Consider the following 20,827-nt stretch of genomic DNA (forward strand, 5'->3'; position numbering starts at 1 on the left):
TTTTTTGTACTCTCTATTTTCTCTATGCACACCGATCTTCAATGATCAAGTACAACTTGTGGTGAAGAGCCCTAAAAATCCTTTTTTTACTTTATTTGTATATTATTCTGTAGTTCAACAACCCATTCAATACTTCGTTGATACGCAGCAAACGCTTTGGATAGGTCAATGTTTAAAGTGGTTGTGATCTCCTTTAATTTGCTTATATCGTTTGTTTCTAATGCGATAACGAGATGATATAAAGTTGAATAAGTACATGGTTGTCCATTCAAACCTTGCTGAATCGCTTCATCGATATGTAATTCTTGCAATATTTCCTGCAGCGGGCGTTGGAGCAATAAATGTAGCGAAGAACAAATCCCCATGAAAAATAAAATATCTTTTTCATCGCTTAAGTGAATGAGATATGCTAATTGTTCGAGCGTTTTGGCACGTATTAAACTGTTTACAATGATTTCGTTTTTAAACGGTTCGTTTGGTTCTTGTAATGTCAACACGGTTGACCAACTTTTTAAATGGTTTGTTCCTAATAAAATGGCTGCATGGCGAATAGATTTGATTTTCGATGTTTTAGACAAGAAAAATGAATTTACCGTTTTTAATAAGCGATATGTTAACGTTGGATCATTTTCAATGGTTTGGACGATTTCATCAAAATTGAGTCCATTTTGATTCATTTGTTTTATTAAATTGAGTTTAGATATATAGGGAATTTTAGGAAGTGACTTTTCTTTTACAACAATTGGTTTGCTAAAAAAATATCCTTGAAAGTAAGAAAACCCTTCATTTTTTGAGTGTTGTAGCTGTTCTTTTGTCTCAATTTTTTCAGCGAGCAATTGGATACGATACTTTTCGATGTAAGGTTTGAAGTCACGATAGTTTGTTTGTTTTGAAAAATCAATCTTTATAATATCTACATATGGAAGGAGAGGGATATATTGTTCGGAAAATATAAAGTCATCAAGTGCGATAACATATCCTCTTTCTTTTAATTGTTTGCATATGTGAAGCAAGTGGCTAGAGTAAGGAATGGATTCCAAAATTTCAACAACGATAAGATGTTTCGGAAAATGAAACGGCACCCCCCTCTTTAATAAAGTTTCAGTAAAATTAATGAAACATCGCCCACCATTTGTTAATCTCTCAATTCCTATGTTCATAAAGCTGTTAATTAGTACATCGATTGTCGCACGATCTCCGTCAATTGCGTTATAAAAATTTTGCTCCCCGCTTCGATAAAATAGTTCATATCCAATTACTTTATCATTTCGATTTAAAATAGGTTGTCTTCCAACGTAAATATCCATGTTGAACCTCCAATTTTATAACAAATGTTTGAATTTAGCAATAAGGTGGGAGCGACGTTTTACATCCAGCTTTTGAAATATATTATTAATATGATTTTTTATTGTATGTTCGCTTAAAATAAGCTCTTCGGCGATTTCTTTGTTGCTGTATCCCTTTAATAAAAGAAAGAACACTTGTCTTTCACGTTCTGATAACTGTTCAATTTCCAACGTAAGAAACTGCTCACGATACTTTTCTTGAATAATAAGTATGATCGTCTCAATTAAACACGTAATAAAATAATTCTCATCATCGTGATATGGATAAGAGATAAATATTAACGCTAGGCGGTCGTTTATTGTGGTTTGAACAGGGAAAACAAGCCAACTTAATAAGCCATACTGTAATAAAGTTGGCCGTGAGATGTTGGCTGTATGTTGTTTTAAATAAGACTCATTTTTATAGAAAAAATATTTTATATCGTCTGATGAATCATATGAAAAAATGATTTCTTCATCAATAAGAAGAACGATTGGTTGATTCATGTAACGTTCATAGCAAGAAATTGTTGTTTTTAATAAGTGCATATAGTTCAACGAAAAAATCTCCTTTCTATGCAAGAAAAAAGCGATAGGAAGATGTAGCTTCTTATCGCTAATTTATTATATTAGGTCGATTTTTTAAAAATAAATCTATAAATCGGCTAACGATATCACAATCCCATTTTATCCCACTTTCTTTTCTTAATATATGAATAATTTCATCTTTGTTTTTCTTTTGTCGATAAGGTCTTGTTGACATTAATGCATCAAACGAGTCAGCTACTGAAATAATTTTTGCCATAATAGGAATTTCTTTATCTTTTAATTGATTTGGATATCCTGTGCCATCCACGTATTCTTTATGGAAAAGAATTGCTTCAAGGACCTCTTTATCTTTGATTTCAAAGACTGACTTAGCAAGGAAGTAACTTATAATTGGATATTGTTTAATAAATGAAAATTCATATGTAGATAAAGGTTCTTTTTTTAATAAAATATAGTCAGGTATACCTATTTTACCAATAGCATGCAGAAGGGAAGCTTGGTACAAGCTGTTTAACTGATGATCTTGCAAGCCTATGGCTTGTCCGATTTGTAGACAATAATATGCAACACGCCGCGAATGATCGGCGATGTATTTGTGCTCATCACTTTTATTTTCAATTGCGATGAGCAAGCGCAGAGCCTTATTAATCGGATCATTATAAACATTTAATGCGTGTACGAGATTAGAAAATTCATCGATATATATATTTGGAATATCTCTTTGCGTCGCTTTTGCTTTCAATGTGTAAATCGTTTCTTTTACATATTTTGATACGATATGAACGATTATCAAAAAAAATATGACAAAAATGAACAAAAAAGCAGTTGACAAGATGAAAAAGAAAACATGATCGTTTGAGCTATTTTTAATGAGCATATGTTTTATTGCTAGCATATACATTAGGATGAAAGAGACAATACTCACATTGTAATGAATAAGTCTTGTCCAAAATGGCATATGCAGAAAATCAGATGATATGATTGGAATTCGGTATCCTAGATGAAAAAAATAATAGACATCGTATGCAATGACTTTCATAAAAGCACGATCAACTATATAAAAAAGGATACTGTGAAAAATGCCATACAAACATGCTAATAAAAGTAAATTATCTTTATTTTCTTGGACAAAAAACAGTAAAACTAAAAAGACAAAGGAACAAAAACCAAAAATATGCATTGTTTTTACAGGTAATTGCTTTAATTTGTAAATATATTGATAAACATCATGTTCACCCTTCTTATCTCTAAAAGATAGAAGCTCGTTCATTTTTTGATGAAAAAGGGTAACGAAAAGAAACAGTGTAGTAAGCCATGTAGCTAATATGTAAGGAAAATTAGAAATATTCATATATATGAGTGTGCATGAAAGCATCGTATAAAAACATATCGACCAAATAAAAATAGTTCGCCTTGCATGGGCATGAATATTCATCGATTCACCGCCCTATTCGTGTAAAGAAAATGAAGAAAGGTTTATTCATGAGTTATTATAGTTTCTTTTCGGGGATTTTTCAACAAAAAAATCCAAAAAAGAAACAAAATATGAAGGGAATGGTGAACATGGATAATGTAAAAGGTGTCATCAGCAAAAGAATTAAGCAGCGACTGAAGCAACTAAATTTAAAGCAAAAAGATTTAGTTGAACAAACTGGTCAACCAAAAAGCACGATTAATAAAATTGTAAATGGGACGGTAACACCTCGAGTGGATTTGCTTATTCCAATTAGTAAAGTACTAGATGTTTCGATCGACTGGCTAGTCGCTAATGAGAGGGAAAAGCAACATCATTATGAAAGTAAGTTAGAAGAAGAAATTATAAATATTTTACGTCATGCAAGCGAAAAGGAAAAAATTTATATTTATTTTATTATTTCGTACATTTTCAAGATGCTTGATGAAAAAAGTACTATGAAAAAAAAGTAGATCAGCCATCGGCTGATCTACAAGGTGAAGCGTTGAATGAGTTGCTGAAGTTTCGTTGAAATATGAGCAAGTTGTTTTGCAGATTCATCTAGTTGCTTTGAAATACTGGCTTGTTCGTCAATTGAACTTGTTGCTTCTTGAATTTCTTGTTGAACGTCTTTTGCTGTTTCCACAATATTTTCAATTGATGCAGCGACTTGCTCAACGCTAGCGGACATTTGTTCTGTTGCTGCAGATATTTCTTGGATTTCTTCTGAAACAACGTCCGTTTTTTGGACAATTCGTTCGAACGTTTGCGTCGTGCTTGTGATGACCGTGCTACCTTGTTTAATGTCCTCAGCACCTGGTTTTGTTACTTCGGCAACTTCCTGCACTTGATGTTGGACGTGTCCAATAAGGTCACTTACTTGTTTTGCTGCTTTATCTGCTTGTTCGGCTAGTTTTCGTACTTCTTCAGCCACAACAGCGACCCCTTTTCCTGCTTCACCTGCTCGAGCCGCTTCAATGGCGGCATTTAAAGCAAGCAAATTCGTTTATGAAGAAATCGCACTAATCGTTGCAACGATATGTCCGATTTGTTCAGAATATGATGTGAGACTATTCACTTGTTTGTTAATAAGCAGAGGCTATTTCGCCTCTTTGAGAATACGTTTATACACTTTTTCTTTATCAAACCCTTTTTCGCCCATGCCAAATGTGTCGATGACGCGGTTGTTTTCGTCTAAAAAGTATGTGAGCGTTGTATGAATAAGCATGCCGTTGCCGGGATCGCGGTATAAGAAGTTAAACGCGTCGGCTACTTTTTTTGTATCTTCTTCATTCCCACGTAAAAAAATCCATCCTTCGTCATCGCTTTTTACTCCGAACATATTCGCATATGTTTGCATCACTTGTTGGGTGTCGCGTTTCGGATCGATCGTAATCGTAATAAATTCAACTTTCGTTTTAAACAAACCGTCTTTTTCGAGCTGTTCTTTTAATTGTTTCATTTGAAATGACGTACTTGGACAAATGTCTGGACAGTTTGTGTATACAAATTCTAGTAGACGTACTTTCGGTTCCATGTTATTGAATGAATACGGTTTTCCCCACGCAGTTTCCATCGTCACGTCTCTTGGAAACTCCATTTTATCTTGGCGGTAGTAAGAAAAATAAAAGATGCCTATACCAATACAAATCGTAAGTAAACTAAAAAAGCCGATATATAGTTTTTTCAACGTGTATCCCTCCCACTTTCATCATACATAATCAACGTGCCAATGAGGAGAATGGGACGTGACAATTATTTGAATTTTTTCGTTGTTCTAAATGGCAAATGAAAAACTAAACTAATAGTAATCATGGACAAGGGGGAAGGGTAATGAGAAAAATCGCTTTTTGGACGTTGTTCCTTTATGCAATGTATGCGCTCTTTTTTGCGTTTTATTTATTTCAATGGACGGACTCATCCATTCCAGCACAATATAAAGGAACGAGCGCTGATCCTGCGACGTTTTTAACGAAGAAAGAATTAATGCTTGCTGAACAGTTTTCGGAAGTAAAAAACTTTTTATTTTTTTTATCTGTTCCATATGAGTGGGTCATTTATATTTTTGTGTTGTTGTTTGGTTTGTCAGCCCGTTTTCAACAGTGGGCGGAGGCGACGACGAAACGGAGGTTTATGCAAACGGCGGTTTACGTCTTTTGGTTATCGCTTTTTGTACAAGTCGTGACGTTTCCGCTTAGCTATGCAAGTTACTACATGGCGAAAATGTATCATATTTCAACCCAAACGTTTTCGAGTTGGATGCGTGATGAACTGATTGATTTTTGGGTGAATTATGCGATCATGGTTGTCATTGTGTATGTATTATATACGCTTATGCAAAAATTCGAAAAGCGATGGTGGGTGTATGCGTGGCTTTGTTCCATTCCGTTTACGCTTTTTTTAACGTTTATTCAGCCAGTTTTTATCGATCCGCTTTATAACGATTTTTATCCATTAAAAAATAAACAGTTAGAAGCAAAAATTTTAGCGTTAGCTGAGAAGGCAAACATTCCAGCCGACCACGTATTTGAAGTGAACATGTCGGAAAAAACGAATGCGTTAAATGCTTATGTAACAGGCATTGGCGGCAATTCGCGCATCGTGTTATGGGACACGACGCTTGAGCGGTTAAGCGAAGATGAAATTTTATTTATTATGGCGCATGAAATGGCGCATTACGTCATGAAACATATTTATTGGGGAATTGGGTTATATGTTATTGTGACATTTGTCGGATTGCTGTTGACGAGTCGATGGATGAAGCGCATGATGAAACGATTTGGGACACTTTGTCGCATTGAAAAATGGAATGACCTCGCTTCTTTACCGATGTTTTTACTATTGATTTCGCTATTAAGTTTTGCGGCAAGCCCTGCGATGAATGCTATTTCCCGTTATGAAGAGCATGCGGCGGACAAGTATGCGATTGAACTGACGAAAAATAAAGAAGCAGCGATCTCGACGTTTCAACAGTTGACTCGCTCTAGTTTAAGCCAAGTGCATCCACCTTATCTTGTCAAACTATTTCGTTACAGTCATCCGACCATTTTAGAGCGCATTATTTTTTTAGAACAAAAGTAGGAAAGGCGAATTTTTTTGAAAAAAATTCATAAAAATACTTTCTTTTCTGAAAATTGTGTTATATAATAAAAACGTCAAAAGGAAAATGTGTATTATAACAAGAAGGGTGGGAGATGTATCAAAGCTCGTACATAGAGAAAAGAGCGTCATAACTTTTTTGGGGGTCATATGTACGGAAACAGAGGGGTTACGATAAAAAACAAGGGGGAGAGAGCATGTTCGAAGAACGTGTGAAACAATTAGAAGAAAGTTGGCAATTGGATGAACGGTGGAAAGGGATTACGCGCCCGTATAGCGCAGAGGATGTCATTAAATTGCGCGGTTCGCTTGATATTGAATATACGCTAGCGCGTCGTGGGGCGGAAAAACTTTGGCACTTATTAAATACGGAAGATTACGTACATGCGCTTGGGGCGTTAACAGGAAACCAAGCGGTGCAACAAGCAAAAGCTGGTTTAAAAGCGATTTATTTAAGCGGTTGGCAAGTGGCGGCAGATGCGAACTTAGCCGGTCATATGTATCCGGACCAAAGCTTATATCCAGCAAACAGCGTGCCGCACGTTGTAAAACGCATTAATCAAGCGCTTCAACGGGCTGATCAAATTCAATATGTGGAAGGAAAAGAAGATATCGACTATTTCTTGCCGATCGTTGCCGATGCGGAAGCAGGATTTGGCGGCCAATTGAACGTCTTCGAACTGATGAAAGCGATGATTGAAGCAGGAGCAGCAGGCGTCCACTTTGAAGATCAATTGTCTTCAGAGAAAAAATGCGGCCATTTAGGCGGAAAAGTGTTGCTTCCAACGCAAACAGCGATTCGTAACTTAATTGCGGCGCGACTTGCGGCAGATGTCATGGGTGTCCCAACTGTATTAATTGCGCGCACAGACGCGAATGCAGCTGATTTAATTACAAGCGACATCGACCCGCGTGATCAACAGTTTATTACAGGTGAGCGTACGCCAGAAGGCTTCTTCCGTACGCGTGCCGGATTAGACCAAGCGATTGCGCGCGGATTAGCATATGCACCGTATGCTGATTTAATTTGGTGCGAAACGAGCGAACCGAACTTAGAAGAAGCGCGCCGTTTTGCGGAAGCGATTCATGAAAAATTTCCGGGCAAATTGCTTGCATACAACTGCTCGCCTTCCTTCAACTGGAAGAAAAAGTTGGACGACGAAACGATCGCAAACTTCCAAGTGGAGCTCGGAAAAATGGGCTACAAATTCCAATTCGTTACATTGGCTGGCTTCCACGCGCTCAACTACAGCATGTTTATGTTAGCGCACGGCTATCGCGATCGCGGCATGGCGGCTTACTCCGAATTGCAACAAGCGGAGTTTGAGGCAGAAAAATACGGCTACACAGCTACACGCCATCAACGTGAAGTCGGAACAGGTTACTTTGACGAAGTATCGCTTGTCATTACGGGCGGTCAAGCATCAACTGTGGCGCTAAAAGGCTCGACAGAAGAAGAACAATTTACGGGTGCATAAAATAACATCCCCTCGAAAAAAACGAGGGGATTTTTCATGAAAATTCCGTATATTTATGGTATAATATTGTCGAAATGTGTATATAAGGGAGGGAGCGGTATGCTCATCGTCGAGCATCTGTATTTGACGCGCTATACGATGGGACTTTTTCCGTTTTTTCACGATAAGCAAATGTGGACGAAAGCGTTAGAGGAAGATGGAGAAATTATCGTCAAACAAAAGCCGATGGAAATTATTGAACAAAGTTGTTTGTATTATGGCGCAAGTTTAAGAGGAAGAAAAGATGGAGCGAGACATATTATTGGCACTTCGCATAAAGCACCGATTGCAGTTGAACCAACGAACGAAATTTTCTTTTTTCCAACGATCTCCCCAATGAATCCTCAATGTGTATGGCTATCGCATTTACATATTCGTCATCATGAGCATGTTCAAGGTGGAAAAACGCGCATTACGTTTTCAAACGGAACGATCGTCGAGCTATGTATTTCACATCATTCATTCATCAATCAGCTACATCGCACTGCACAGCTACGGACAAAAATGAACGAGCGCATCGAAGCGCGCGAACGGAAAATGATGTATTTACTATACTTAAGGGAAAAGGAATGGTCGTAACAGTTTTCTCTTTTCCTCTAAACTTGTACAATATAATCATGAGCACGTAGCAAAGGGGTTACTGTATGAGTTTAGAGGAATTAAAACAATGGTTTACGATAAAACATATGCTTGACATGTTAGCGGAATATCGTTCATTTGGTGTGATTCCTGGCATCGTCTTGCCAATGGCGGAAGCATTTTTACCGTTTTTGCCGCTTTTCGTGTTTGTCATGGCGAATGCGGCAGCGTTTGGCCTTTGGAAAGGATTTCTTATTTCATGGATTGGGACAAGTGTCGGTTCACTCCTCGTGTTCCTCCTTGTTCGAAAAATCGGGAGGCAGCGCTTTTTTTCTTTTTTACATCGCCACCCGACGATTCGCCGCATGATGCATTGGGTGGAGCGCCGCGGTTTTGGTCCGCTCTTTTTACTGCTTTGTTTTCCGTTTACACCATCGGCAGCAGTCAATGTTGTGGCGGGGTTATCCGGCATTGCGATGCAACAATATATGTTAGCGGTATTGTTTGGAAAAATGGTGATGGTATTTATGATTAGCTTTATCGGTTACGACGTTGTAGCGCTTATTCGTCAGCCGATGCGCACGGTGTTTGTCGCTGTTGTCATTTTTCTTTTATGGTACATCGGAAAAAAAGTCGAGCAACGCTTCGCATTGCACGACGGAAAATAAGAAAGGATGGACAAATATGTCTGTACGTTTCATCATCGGGCGCTCAGGAAGCGGAAAAACGACAATGTGTTTAAAAGAAATGATCGATCAACTCGCACAAAAACCAGATGGCGATCCGATTATTTACCTCGTTCCTGAACAAATGACGTTTCAATCGGAATATGCTCTCATGAACGCAAATATAAAAGGAATGATTCGCGCACAAGTATTTAGTTTCACGCGCCTCGCTTGGCGTATTTTGCAAGAGACAGGCGGCATGAGCCGCCATCATTTAACACAAACAGGCGTACATATGTTGCTAAGGAAAATTGTTGAACAGCAAAAAGAGCAGTTAACGTTGTTTCGGAAAGCGGCGGATAAACGTGGCTTTATTGAACAACTTGAACAAATGTTGACAGAATATAAACGGTATTGTGTGACGCCAGCGACGTTAAAACAAACGGAAGAGCAGCTGCGCCGCCATGCGACCGCAAATGAAACCGTGCTTGCCGATAAATTAAAAGATACAGCGATGATTTTTGAGCAATTTGAACAACAGATGGCGCATCATTACGTCGATTCGGAAGATTATTTACGGTTGCTTGCCGAAAAAATTCGCCATTCTTCTTATATGAAACGCGCGCGCATTTACATGGACGGCTTTTATGAATTGACGCCGCAAGAATATATGGTCATCGAACAATTATTTATTCATTGCCCGCATGTGACCGTTGCACTCACGTTAGATGCCCCGTATGAGCAACTGCCGGATGATCTGCATGTCTTTCGCAGCACGTGGCGGACGTATGCGCAATTGCGCGATATCGCGTTGCAAAATGGGGTACCGATTGAAAAAGTAGAACAACTTCGTCACAACGTCCGCCATAAACATGAAGAACTCCGTCATCTTGAAGCGCATTACGATGATCGACCTGTCTGTAAGTGGGAAAAACAAACGGAAGCGATCATCATTGGAGAAGCGACCACACGCCGAGCGGAAATGGAAGGCATTGCACGTGAAATCATTCGACTTGTACGAGATGAAAAGTATCGCTATCGTGACATCGCTTTATTGATTCGTAACGTAGGGGATTACCGCAACGTGTTAAAAACGGTGTTTGCCGACTATCGCATTCCGTATTTTATTGACGAAAAAGAACCGATGCTCGATCATCCGTTTATTGAATGGTTGCGCGCAAGTATGGAAGCGGTGCGGACAAATTTTCGTTATGAAGCGGTGTTTCGTGCGGTGAAAACAGATTTCTTTTTTCACCTCGACCAATTTGTACATGATATGCGCATGGCGATGGATCAACTTGAAAACTATGTGCTTGCTTCGGGCATCCAAGGAGATAAGTGGACGGAGCATTGGACGTATCGTAAATATAAAGGGCTAGAAGGTGTGCATGCACCTCAAACTGATGAAGAAAAACGATATGAACAACAATTAAACGAATGGCGTAAGCTTGTCATTTCGCCATTATTGGTTTTACAAAAGCGGTTAAAACAAGCGAAAACGGGGCGCGAGCAATGTGAAGCGCTATATGCATATGCAGAACACCTTCAAATTCCGCAAAAATTAGAACGGTTGCGCGATGAAGCGGAAGAAAGAGGTGATCTATCCGCAGCTCGCCACCACGAACAAGTGTGGCAAGCGTTTATTGACTTGCTCGATCAATACGTTGAAATATTAGGGGATGAAACGCTTTCGTTTGAAACATTTTTAACGATTATCGAAACGGGATTTGAAAGCTTGCAGTTTTCTCTCGTCCCACCAGCAACGGATCAAGTATTAATTGCGCATTTCGATCGTTCGCGCCTTTCGAATATTCGTTGTACGTTTCTTGTAGGGGTAAATGAAGGCGTCATTCCGATGCGTAAAAATGATGACGGCATGTTGTCGGAAACGGATCGTGAATTGTTGCATCATTATTCTTTACATGTTGCTCCGGCAAGCCGTGAGCGGTTGCTTGATGAGCCGTTTTTGCTTTATTTAGCGCTTGTTAGTCCGTCTGAACGTTTATATGTGACGTATGCGCTTTCTGACGAGCAAGAAAAAACGTTGTTGCCATCGATGTTCATAAAACGGCTGACCGATATGTTCCCGAACGTGACAAAAATGCAATGGGGGACGGATCCGTTTTTACTCCCACTACAACAACAACTATCGTATGTGACAAACGATGTGGCAACGCTCGGTCCGCTCGTGCAACAACTTGAAGCGTGGAAGCGACAATATGCCATTGAGCCGATATGGTGGGATGTATACAACGCCTATGTACAACATGAACAATGGAAAGAACGAATCGCAGTCGTTGTGCGTGCGTTATTTTATGAAAATCGCGCGAAACGCTTAAATAAGCAGCTTGCGAAAGCGTTATATGGAAAAAAAGTGAAAGCGAGCATTTCGCGTATGGAGACGTTTAACCGTTGCCCGTTCGCTCATTTTGCGGCGCACGGCTTAAAGTTAAAAGAACGGACGGTCTTTCAGTTAAAGGCGCCAGATATGGGACAGTTGTTTCATCAGGCGTTAAAAGTGATCGCTGATCGTTTGCGTCAAGAGCAACTTCCGTGGAGTCGATTATCAAAACAGCAATGTGAACAGTTGTCGTACGAGGCGGTGGAGCAAATTGCTCCGTACATTCAACAAGAAGTGTTGTTAAGCACACACCGTTACCGATATATGAAGAAAAAGTTACAGACGATTATGACGAAAGCGACGACTGTATTAAGTGAACATGCGAAAAGAAGCGGCTTTGTGCCGATTGGTGTAGAATTAGGGTTTGGTGATGGAGAACCGCTTCCACCGCTTACATTTACATTATCGGACGGAACCGTATTGCAATTTGTCGGTCGCATTGATCGCGTTGACCAAGCAACGAGCGAACAAGGGGTGCTTCTCCGTGTGATTGACTACAAATCGAAGCAGAAGACGCTCGACTTAACGGAAGTGTATTACGGTTTAGCGTTGCAAATGTTGGCCTATTTAGATATTGTGCTTGAGTATGCGGAAAAGCTCGTTGGTACATCGGCGTTTCCAGCTGGAGTGTTATACTTCCCGATTCATAATCCAACGATAAAAGTGAATGAATGGCTTGATGAACATGAGTTAGAGAAAAAGTTTTTAGAACAGTTTAAAATGGGGGGCTACGTGTTAGCGGATGAACAGACGGTACGGCTGATGGATGAGCATGTAGAGCCGGGGACGAGTTCTCTCGTTATTCCTGTTCGATTAAATAAAAATGGAACGTTTGCGCAACATTCGAAAGTGTTAACTGAGCAACAATTTACGATGTTGCGGCAACATGTCCGCCGTCTGATCGTCGATGTAGGTGAACAAATGGTCGACGGTGTGACGCATATTGCACCGTACAAACAAAAAAATAAAACCGCTTGTCAATATTGTGAGTTTCGCGATGTATGCCAATTTGACGAAGGAATCGACGCAGAACAATATCGCGTATTAACACCGAAACAGATTGATGAATGGTTAAAGGAGTGATTGTGTGATTCCGCCAAAACCACGAGAAAGTCAATGGACAGATGAACAGTGGCAAGCGATTTATGCAACAGGCCAGCATACGCTCGTTGCCGCGGCAGCAGGATCAGGAAAAACCGCGGTGCTCGTTGAACGCATCATTCAAAAAATATTGCATACGACACAGCCGATCGATGTCGATCGATTGCTTGTCGTCACGTTTACAAATGCGGCGGCGGCGGAAATGCGCCAACGCATCGGGGAAGCGTTAGAGCGAGCGCTTGAAAAAGAACCGCATTCGCTTCATTTACGGAGACAGCTCAGCCTTTTGCAAAAGGCGTCCATTTCCACGATTCACTCGTTTTGTTTAGATGTCATTCGCAAATATTATTACGTCATTGGCATCGACCCGGTATTTCGCATCGCGGATGAGGGAGAGATGGCGTTATTAAAAGAAGAAGTGTTAGAAGCGTTATTTGAACAATATTATGCCGAAAACGACGAAGCATTTTTAGCTGTTGTTGATCGCTATACGAGCGATCGCACAGATGCGGATTTACAGACGCTTATTTTGCGGTTATACGAGTTTTCACGTTCGCATCCAACCCCAAGTGGATGGTTGCAACAAATCGTTCATATGTATGACGTGGAAGAAGGTGCGCGCATCGATGACTTACCGTATGCCCATTACCTTTTTCAAGCGGTTGATTTGGCGCTTGAAGCAGCAGAATATCGATTAGCGCAGGCGTTGCAAAAAACGAAAGAGCCGGGCGGTCCCGATTATTTATACGATACGCTCGCAAGCGACGAACAAGTCATTGCAAAGCTAAAAGAAGCGCGCCATGAGTCGTGGCAACAGCTACATGAAGCAATGAAAAACGTGTCGTTTGCAACGGCAAAAAGAAAGCCGAAAGACGGCGCATATGATGAACAGCTTGTGGAAGATGTAAAAAAATTACGCGATCAAGTGAAAAAAGAAATAAGCAGTTTAACAGAGGAATTGTTTTCGTTTCAACCTGCGACATACGTGCGTCATTTGCGCGAAATGAAGCCGATTGTGGCAACGATCGTACAAATGGTGCAACGGTTTGCTGATTTGCTGCAAGCGAAAAAAGATGAAAAAGGCGTCGTCGATTTTTCTGACTTAGAACATTACTGTTTACGCATTTTACGCGCTCCTTCTCTCGAGCATGAGCTAAAGCCGTCAGAAGCAGCTCTTTATTATCGAGCACAATTTGCTGAAGTGCTTGTTGACGAATATCAAGATACAAATATGGTGCAAGAATCGATTTTACGGCTCGTATCGAACGATGATGAAGCAACGGGCAACATGTTTATGGTGGGAGACGTAAAACAATCGATTTACGGTTTTCGTCTTGCGGAACCGTCGCTTTTTTTACAAAAATATAATCGGTTTACGAAAGATGGCGACGGTGGACTTCGCATCGATTTAGCGAAAAACTTTCGCAGCCGAAAAGAAATATTGGACGGCACAAATTTTATTTTTCGACAACTGATGACCGAAACGGTCGGCGATATGCGTTATGACGATGATGCCGCGCTTCGCTTTGGTGCGCAGGATTATCCTGACAAACAAGTACCGGTTGAATGTGTATGGATAAATGAAGCAAAAGAAGAAAGCGATGAAGAAGAACAAGAGGACGTGACGGCCATTCAGCTTGAAGCTCGCTGGATCGCTAAAAAAATTAAGCAGTTGCTTGCTGAGCCGTTTTTCGTTTACGATCGTCGCTTAAAAGGAGAGCGACGTTTAATGTATCGCGACATCGTTATTTTATGCCGTTCGATGTCATCAGCTTCAGCGATGTTAGAAGAATTTCGTAAGCAAAACGTCCCTGTATACGCCGAGTTATCGAGCGGTTACTTTTCTGCGACGGAAGTGTCGGTCATGTTGTCGCTTTTAAAAGTCATTGACAATCCGTATCAAGACATTCCGCTTGCGGCGGTGCTTCGCTCTCCGATTGTCGGCTTAGACGAAGAAGCGTTGGCGCGCATTCGCTTAGCGAAGAAAGATGGAGCTTTTTATGAGGCGTTGCGTGCTTTTGTACAGGAGCCACATGATGATGAACTGCATGAAAAAATGAAACGTTGGCTTGCGTCCTTATCGGAATGGCGCACAGCGGCGAGACAAAAACCGCTTGCGGATTTGATTTGGCAATTGTATCGAGAAACGAATTTTTACGATTACGTCGGTGGGATGCCTGGCGGAAAACAGCGACAAGCGAATTTGCGCGCGTTATACGATCGGGCCAAACAATATGAACAAACGTCGTTTCGTGGCATTTTCCGCTTTTTACGATTTATTGAGCGGCTAAAAGAGCGAGAAGACGATTTCGGTGCTGCACGATCGTTGACAGAACAAGAAGACGTTGTACGCATGATGACGATTCATAAAAGTAAAGGGCTTGAGTTTCCGGTCGTCTTTTTAGCAGGTGCAGCAAAATCGTTTAATATGCAAGATTTGCGCAGCGACTATATATTAGATAAAGATTTCGGGCTAGGGATGCGCTTCGTTCATCCGACGTGGCGAGCAAGCTACCCGACGGTTGCACAATTGGCGATAAAGAAAAAAATGAAATGGCAACTGCTAGCGGAAGAAATGCGTATTTTATATGTTGCATTAACGCGAGCAAAAGAAAAATTGTACATCGTCTGTACCGCAAAAGATATGGAAGCGAAAAAGAAAAAATGGCAAGAAGTCGCTTATATACAAACGTGGGGATTGCCACCTTATGTGATCGAAAAAGCGAAAAGCTATGCGGATTGGATTGGCTATGCATTAGTTCGGCACCGACAAGGGATATGCTCGTCTTCAACGGTGCTTCATGATCCATCATTATGGGATATACACATCGTGCCAGCGCATGCGCTCGAACAAGAAGACGAGCAAGCGAATGAACATCGTGACATTGTCGAAGCGATGCAACAGCTGCAACCTGTGGCGATAAAAAGCGAATATGAAGAAGAAGTGAATCGTCGTCTTTCTTGGACGTATACGCACGCTCCTGCGACTGTGTTAAGAGCAAAACAAAGCGTATCGGAGTTAAAGCGGCAACGCGACATATACGGTGATCATGCAGAACAACCGTTTCGAAAAGAGCTTGTTGACCGTCCGCGCTTTTTGCAAGCGAAAATGATGACGCCAGCGGAGCGAGGAACGATGATGCACCTTGTCATGCAACATGTTGATGTCACAAAAGAAGTGACGGTTGATACGGTGCGGGAGCAAATCGTGCGCATGGTAAACGGTGAATGGCTAACGGAAGAACAGGCAACGGTTATTGATGTAGAAAGCATCGTTGCTTTTTTCCACACTCCGATTGGTAAACGAATGCAACGTGCGACTCGGCTTGAACGGGAAGTACCATTTTATTTGGCGCACGAAATGGAAGGGGAAACAGTGGTCGTTCAAGGGGTTATTGATTGCGTGTTTGAAGATGAACATGGACTCGTTTTAATTGACTATAAAACCGATCGCGTGTCATGGATGAGCGACCCGAAAGAACAATTAAAGCAACGATATAAAGGGCAATTGGCGTTATATCGGGAAGCGATTGAAGCGATTTGGAGAAAGAAAGTAACAGAAACGTATGTGTACGCTTTTGATGGTGCGCTACTTGTAGCGATGGGAGGAAATTAATTTGCGTATTTTACATACAGCCGATTGGCATTTAGGAAAAACACTTGAAGGACGGAGCCGCTTACTCGAGCAAGAAGCGGTCATCGATGAAATGGTCGAAATCGTACAAAAAGAAAACATTGATGTCGTATTGCTTGCAGGCGATGCGTTCGATACAGTCAATCCGCCTGCTGATGCGGAAAAGCTTTTTTACGAAGCGCTTTCGCGGCTAAGTGATTATGGTAAGCGTCACGTTGTCGTCATTGCAGGAAATCACGATCATCCGGGACGTTTAAGCGCTGCCGCTCCGATTGCAAATATGCACGCTATTACGTTGCTAGGGTTTCCGACCGATCGTGTGCAACAAATTCACGTTCCATCAAGCGATGAGACGTTAATGGTCGGAGCGCTTCCCTATCCGTCAGAGGCGCGACTGAATGAATTGTTGGCGGAGGAGTGCGACGAAGCGTTGTTGCGCGCACGATATGATGAACGCATTCGAGCCATTTTTGCGAAAATGAACGAATCGTTTCGAGAGGATGCGGTGAACATTGCGATGAGCCATTTATATGTTGCAGGCGGGGCAACGTGCGACTCCGAGCGTCCGATTGAGCTCGGTGGGGCGTATACCGTATCGCCGGCAAGCTTTCCTGCGCAGGCGCAATATGTCGCACTCGGTCATTTGCATCGTCCGCAAGATGTAAAACATGCGATCATGCCGGCGCGCTATTCCGGTTCACCGCTTGCTTACAGTTTTTCCGAAGCAGGATACAGCAAGTCTGTCACGATCATTGATGTACAGCCACGTTGCACACCGATCATTTCAGAATATTTATTGTCAAAAGGTCGACCACTCGTGAAATGGAGGGCAGAAGGGCTTGCGCAAGTGTATCGTTGGATTGAGGAAGGGCGCGATCGCGGCGCGTGGATTGATTTAGAAATTGATGTCGAGCAATCGTTAACGTTAGAAGAAACACATCGACTACGCAAATTGTATGATGGATTTGTTCATATTCGCCCGAACTACTTAAAGAAAGAAGAAATTATTCGTGAAGTGCATACCGATGTGCCAATCGAAACGTTATTTACGCGTTTTTATGAACGACAAACAGGTGGAGGGAAACCGTCCGAAGAGATCGTTCAACTATTTTTACAGCTCGTTGCCGAGGAGGACGAACAATGAAGCCGATTCGTTTAACGATCGCAGGATTGCATAGTTTTCGTCAAAAAGAAACGATTGACTTTGAAAAACTATGCGAAGGTGGATTATTTGGCATTTTCGGACCGACAGGAAGCGGGAAGTCATCGATTTTAGATGCGATGACGCTCGCTTTATACGGAAATGTAGAGCGTGCGTCCAATCAAACGAACGGAATTATGAATCATGCAGAAAACGAATTATTCGTTTCGTTTACGTTTGAATTGCAAAATGCAAGTGGGGCTAAACGATATACCGTTGAGCGCTCGTTTAAGCGTGCGGATGCGTTGCGCATTCGTTCCGTCGTCAGCCGCCTAATTGAAGAAGGAACGGAACGAGTCGTCATTGCAGATAAAACACGGCTTGTCGATGAGCAAGTAAAACAATTGCTTGGTTTAGAAATGAAAGACTTTACACGAGCCGTTGTGTTACCACAAGGAAAATTTGCGGAATTTTTATCGCTTAAAGGGTCAGAGCGCCGCCAAATGTTGCAGCGGTTGTTTCATCTCGAACGGTATGGCGATGAATTAAATAAAAAATTAAAAAATAAATTAGCCGAGGCGTCAGCAAAGCTCGAGTCGATTAAAGGGGAACAAGCAGGGCTTGGCGATGCGTCAAAAGAACAAGTCGAGAAACAAAAGCAAGCATTAGCAGAAAAAAAAGAGGAGTTAGAGAGAGCGAAAAACAAGTTGCGTCACATCCATGAACAATATGAAAAAGAAAAGCAATTATGGCAATGGCAATGTGAAAAAGAAAAAGTTGAACATGAACTAAACAAATGGCGTGAACAAGAAGAACAGATGAAACAGCTTGCGCAAACGTATGAGCGAAGCAAAGAGGCGGAGCGACTTGTGCCGTATATGGAACAAGTCGAACGAAGTGCACAAGAAGTTGTGAGTTGGCAAAAAAAAGCAAGTGAACTAGCTTCCCAATTACAACAAACAAGCGTGAGGTATGAACAAGCAAGTAAACAATATGAACAATGTCGTGTGAAAAAGAACGAAGAAGAACCGAAAGCGTTGCAAAAAAAAGAGCAGTTGAAACAAGCGTTGCAAACGTTGGCGCTTATGCGATCGCTTGAACAACAACAAGCCAAGCTACGCGCGAGCTTGCGAGAGATCGAGCAAAAAGAACAACAAGCGCTCCAAATGGTTGAAATGTGCACGAAAGAATATACGACATGGAGTGCGAAACAAGCAGAGTTGAAAAAACAATGGGAAGAAAAAAAAGTAGACGTACATGTCAAAGAGCGATTGGAGCAAGCGTACGAGATAAAAAAGCGAATTCAATTGCAGCAACAACAGCTTGAAGAGCTAGAAAAGGAAAAAGAAAACAAACAAAAAGTGTACGAAACGTTGAAACAAACGTACGACGAAGTAATGAAACAAATGAAAGAAACCGAAGCGCGATTCGTTGCAACGTTTCGTTATGTCGAATCGTTGTATCATCGTGTATGTGAGCGCGAAAAGCAAGTCGCGGTACTCGTTTATCAAAAGAAAGAAGAAAGAAAGCAAATGGAAGCGGCGCGGTTACATGATTTAGCGGCAACGTTAGCCGAACGTTTGCGTGATGGTGAGGCTTGTCCTGTTTGTGGTTCGACGCATCATCCGAATCGAGCAAAAAGAAAAGAAATGGCGCTCGAAGAAGAAGTGATGAAACGAATGGAGCATTCCATTCAACATGGGGAACAGCTCATGATCGCTATGCAACAAATCAAAGTGCAAGTGGAGCAATTGGCCGAACTGATGGCGCAGCAACCGTTGCCGCAGCATGTTGATGTCGAAAAAGTGAAACGAGAAGTTGAAGAAACACCGCTTTGTTCGTTACAAGAGGCGGAAGTCGAACGAAAGGCGCTGTATCAAGATTACGTGGAATGTCGGGAACGTGTGCGTCACTACATGGAACAATGGAACGAACAAAAACAAAAACAACAGCAATATGCATACCAAATGGAAACGATCGGTCAACAAATTCGTGAATGGGAAGAAAAATGTTTAGAAAAACGTGCACGAGTTGAAGAAGAAAAAAAGATGTGGCATGAGGCGTATCCAGATGTATCGTTCGAACAAGTAGATGCGATGCTTTCTGAGCTTCGCGAACGGGAACGCGAAGCTCAACAGCTACAACAGCGTATTGAAAAAAGCGTCATTGTGCTAGATGATAAACGAGTTGAATTGGAGCGATGGAAAGAAACATATCAAGACATGACGAAACAAAAAGCACAATGTATGACCGAATGGAATATGCACAAGCAGCAATACGAACAATATAAACGAACGCTACCCGAAGAGATAGACGAGGAGCGTGTGCAACAACAGATCGTTTTTATGGAACAATCGCTACAACGTATGAAACGGGAAGAAGAAGAAGCGTATGCGCGCTGGATGAACTTACAACAACAATTGCAAACGTTACAAGCCGATAAACAAGCAGCAGATGTCGCTTTACAAGAAGCAGAAAAAAGAAAAAAAGAAGCAGAATATGCTTTGGCTGAACAATTGCAGACTAGCTCTTTTACAGCGGTCGATGACGTACGCGCTTCTTGTTTAGATGAACAAGCGAAACAACAAATCGCTCAACGCATTCAACAATATAACGATGTGCTCACGAAGTTGCAAAACGAGTGGCAACGATTACATGAAGCGATGAATGGGGCGGTTATGACGAAACAGCAATGGGAAGAGACGATGTACGCATACGAACAAGTGAAGCAACAAGTAGACGAACATATGCGTCAACTCGGTTCGCTCGAAGCGATCGTCGCCGATTTGGAAACGAAACATGCGCGCTTTGTGCAATTGCAACAAGAGCGAATGCAACTAGAGAAGGTCGTTGGTCAGTATGAAGAATTGCAAAAAGTGTTGCGCGGCAACAGCTTTGTTGAATTTATTGCCGAGGAACAGCTCGTTCATGTGACGCGCTATGCTTCCGAACGACTTGGCGAATTAACGAGACAGCGCTATGCGATTGAATTAGACTCCGAAGGCGGTTTTGTTATTCGTGATGACGCAAACGGTGGTGTACGTCGTCCGGTGACGACGCTGTCTGGCGGAGAGACGTTTTTAACATCTTTATCGTTAGCGTTAGCGTTATCGGCGCAAATTCAGTTGCGCGGAGAATATCCGCTTCAATTTTTCTTTTTAGATGAAGGATTCGGCACGCTTGACCAAGAGCTGCTAGATGTCGTGATGAGTGCATTGGAGCGATTGCGGGCAGACAATATGGCGATTGGCGTCATTAGCCACGTGCAAGAGTTGCACGCACGTATGCCGAAACGACTTATTGTGAAGCCAGCAGAACCGTCTGGAAAAGGAACGACCGTTTATCTTGAAGTGATGTAAAAGG

General features: G+C 41.6%; 14 protein-coding genes. 9 read left to right on the forward strand and 5 right to left on the reverse strand.

What is annotated here, in order from left to right; translation table 11 throughout:
* Positions 1-86: 86 nt before the first annotated feature.
* The 3 genes from LD028_RS04505 to LD028_RS04515 form a co-directional block, all read right to left on the reverse strand.
* Positions 87-1,307, reverse strand: coding sequence for an EAL and HDOD domain-containing protein (locus tag LD028_RS04505; protein WP_237810751.1), 1,221 nt, complete (start codon positions 1,305-1,307; stop codon positions 87-89).
* 15 nt (positions 1,308-1,322) lie between these two features.
* Positions 1,323-1,874 carry a response regulator transcription factor gene (locus LD028_RS18075; RefSeq protein ID WP_275125277.1) on the reverse strand — a complete coding sequence of 184 codons (552 nt, stop codon included), beginning with the start codon at positions 1,872-1,874 and terminating at the stop codon, positions 1,323-1,325.
* A gap of 67 nt (positions 1,875-1,941) precedes the next feature.
* The gene (locus LD028_RS04515) at positions 1,942-3,309 is read right to left on the reverse strand and encodes an HD-GYP domain-containing protein (RefSeq protein ID WP_237810750.1); all 1,368 of its coding nucleotides are present in this window, start codon (positions 3,307-3,309) and stop codon (positions 1,942-1,944) included.
* 47 nt (positions 3,310-3,356) lie between these two features.
* On the opposite strand from LD028_RS04515, the gene LD028_RS04520 reads away from it, so the two are divergent.
* Entirely contained in the window at positions 3,357-3,800 is a 444-nt protein-coding gene (locus LD028_RS04520) for a helix-turn-helix domain-containing protein (RefSeq protein ID WP_237811080.1), read from the forward strand.
* Positions 3,801-3,817: 17 nt separating this feature from the next.
* Here the strand turns inward: LD028_RS04520 and LD028_RS04525 are convergent, their stop codons facing one another.
* Positions 3,818-4,327: a methyl-accepting chemotaxis protein gene (locus tag LD028_RS04525; RefSeq protein ID WP_237811081.1), complete on the reverse strand. Its 510-nt coding sequence runs from the start codon at positions 4,325-4,327 to the stop codon at positions 3,818-3,820.
* A gap of 99 nt (positions 4,328-4,426) precedes the next feature.
* A complete protein-coding gene (locus LD028_RS04530) occupies positions 4,427-5,017 on the reverse strand; it encodes an SCO family protein (RefSeq protein ID WP_237811082.1) in 591 nt (196 codons plus the stop codon).
* A 143-nt stretch (positions 5,018-5,160) separates the two neighbouring features.
* Here LD028_RS04530 and LD028_RS04535 point away from each other — a divergent pair, with 143 nt between their 5' ends.
* The 8 genes from LD028_RS04535 to LD028_RS04570 all read left to right on the forward strand — a co-directional run bounded on the left by LD028_RS04535 (position 5,161) and on the right by LD028_RS04570 (position 20,823).
* Entirely contained in the window at positions 5,161-6,408 is a 1,248-nt protein-coding gene (locus LD028_RS04535) for a M48 family metallopeptidase (RefSeq protein WP_237811083.1), read from the forward strand.
* Between the two features lie 215 nt (positions 6,409-6,623).
* Entirely contained in the window at positions 6,624-7,904 is a 1,281-nt protein-coding gene (gene aceA / locus LD028_RS04540; protein WP_006319033.1) for an isocitrate lyase, read from the forward strand.
* A gap of 99 nt (positions 7,905-8,003) precedes the next feature.
* Positions 8,004-8,522 carry a competence protein ComK gene (locus LD028_RS04545; RefSeq protein WP_237811084.1) on the forward strand — a complete coding sequence of 173 codons (519 nt, stop codon included), beginning with the start codon at positions 8,004-8,006 and terminating at the stop codon, positions 8,520-8,522.
* Between the two features lie 65 nt (positions 8,523-8,587).
* Positions 8,588-9,190, forward strand: coding sequence for a TVP38/TMEM64 family protein (locus LD028_RS04550; protein ID WP_012575767.1), 603 nt, complete (start codon positions 8,588-8,590; stop codon positions 9,188-9,190).
* Positions 9,191-9,206: 16 nt separating this feature from the next.
* Positions 9,207-12,671 carry a helicase-exonuclease AddAB subunit AddB gene (gene addB / locus LD028_RS04555; protein WP_237811085.1) on the forward strand — a complete coding sequence of 1,155 codons (3,465 nt, stop codon included), beginning with the start codon at positions 9,207-9,209 and terminating at the stop codon, positions 12,669-12,671.
* Between the two features lie 4 nt (positions 12,672-12,675).
* Positions 12,676-16,305, forward strand: a complete 3,630-nt coding sequence (gene addA, locus LD028_RS04560) for a helicase-exonuclease AddAB subunit AddA (protein ID WP_237811086.1) — start codon at positions 12,676-12,678, stop codon at positions 16,303-16,305.
* Between the two features lies 1 nt (position 16,306).
* Complete coding sequence (locus tag LD028_RS04565; protein ID WP_237811087.1) at positions 16,307-17,467, forward strand: exonuclease SbcCD subunit D; 1,161 nt, start codon at positions 16,307-16,309, stop codon at positions 17,465-17,467.
* Complete coding sequence (locus tag LD028_RS04570) at positions 17,464-20,823, forward strand: AAA family ATPase (RefSeq protein WP_237811088.1); 3,360 nt, start codon at positions 17,464-17,466, stop codon at positions 20,821-20,823. Before LD028_RS04565 ends, LD028_RS04570 begins: the two co-directional genes overlap by 4 nt.
* Positions 20,824-20,827: the final 4 nt, after the last annotated feature.

Origin of the sequence: Anoxybacillus sp. LAT27 (assembly GCF_022030075.1) — a bacterium.
In the GTDB taxonomy this organism is placed as follows: domain Bacteria; phylum Bacillota; class Bacilli; order Bacillales; family Anoxybacillaceae; genus Anoxybacillus; species Anoxybacillus kestanbolensis.

Excerpts from the sequence above, each read along its gene's own strand:
- LD028_RS04505 (WP_237810751.1), bottom strand. The coding sequence starts at position 1,307 with ATGGATATTTACGTTGGAAGACAACCTATTTTAAATCGAAATGATAAA.
- LD028_RS18075 (WP_275125277.1), bottom strand. The coding sequence starts at position 1,874 with ATGCACTTATTAAAAACAACAATTTCTTGCTATGAACGTTACATGAAT.
- LD028_RS04515 (WP_237810750.1), bottom strand. The coding sequence starts at position 3,309 with ATGAATATTCATGCCCATGCAAGGCGAACTATTTTTATTTGGTCGATA.
- LD028_RS04520 (WP_237811080.1), top strand. The coding sequence starts at position 3,357 with ATGAGTTATTATAGTTTCTTTTCGGGGATTTTTCAACAAAAAAATCCA.
- LD028_RS04535 (WP_237811083.1), top strand. The coding sequence starts at position 5,161 with ATGAGAAAAATCGCTTTTTGGACGTTGTTCCTTTATGCAATGTATGCG.
- aceA (WP_006319033.1), top strand. The coding sequence starts at position 6,624 with ATGTTCGAAGAACGTGTGAAACAATTAGAAGAAAGTTGGCAATTGGAT.
- LD028_RS04545 (WP_237811084.1), top strand. The coding sequence starts at position 8,004 with ATGCTCATCGTCGAGCATCTGTATTTGACGCGCTATACGATGGGACTT.
- LD028_RS04550 (WP_012575767.1), top strand. The coding sequence starts at position 8,588 with ATGAGTTTAGAGGAATTAAAACAATGGTTTACGATAAAACATATGCTT.
- addB (WP_237811085.1), top strand. The coding sequence starts at position 9,207 with ATGTCTGTACGTTTCATCATCGGGCGCTCAGGAAGCGGAAAAACGACA.
- LD028_RS04570 (WP_237811088.1), top strand. The coding sequence starts at position 17,464 with ATGAAGCCGATTCGTTTAACGATCGCAGGATTGCATAGTTTTCGTCAA.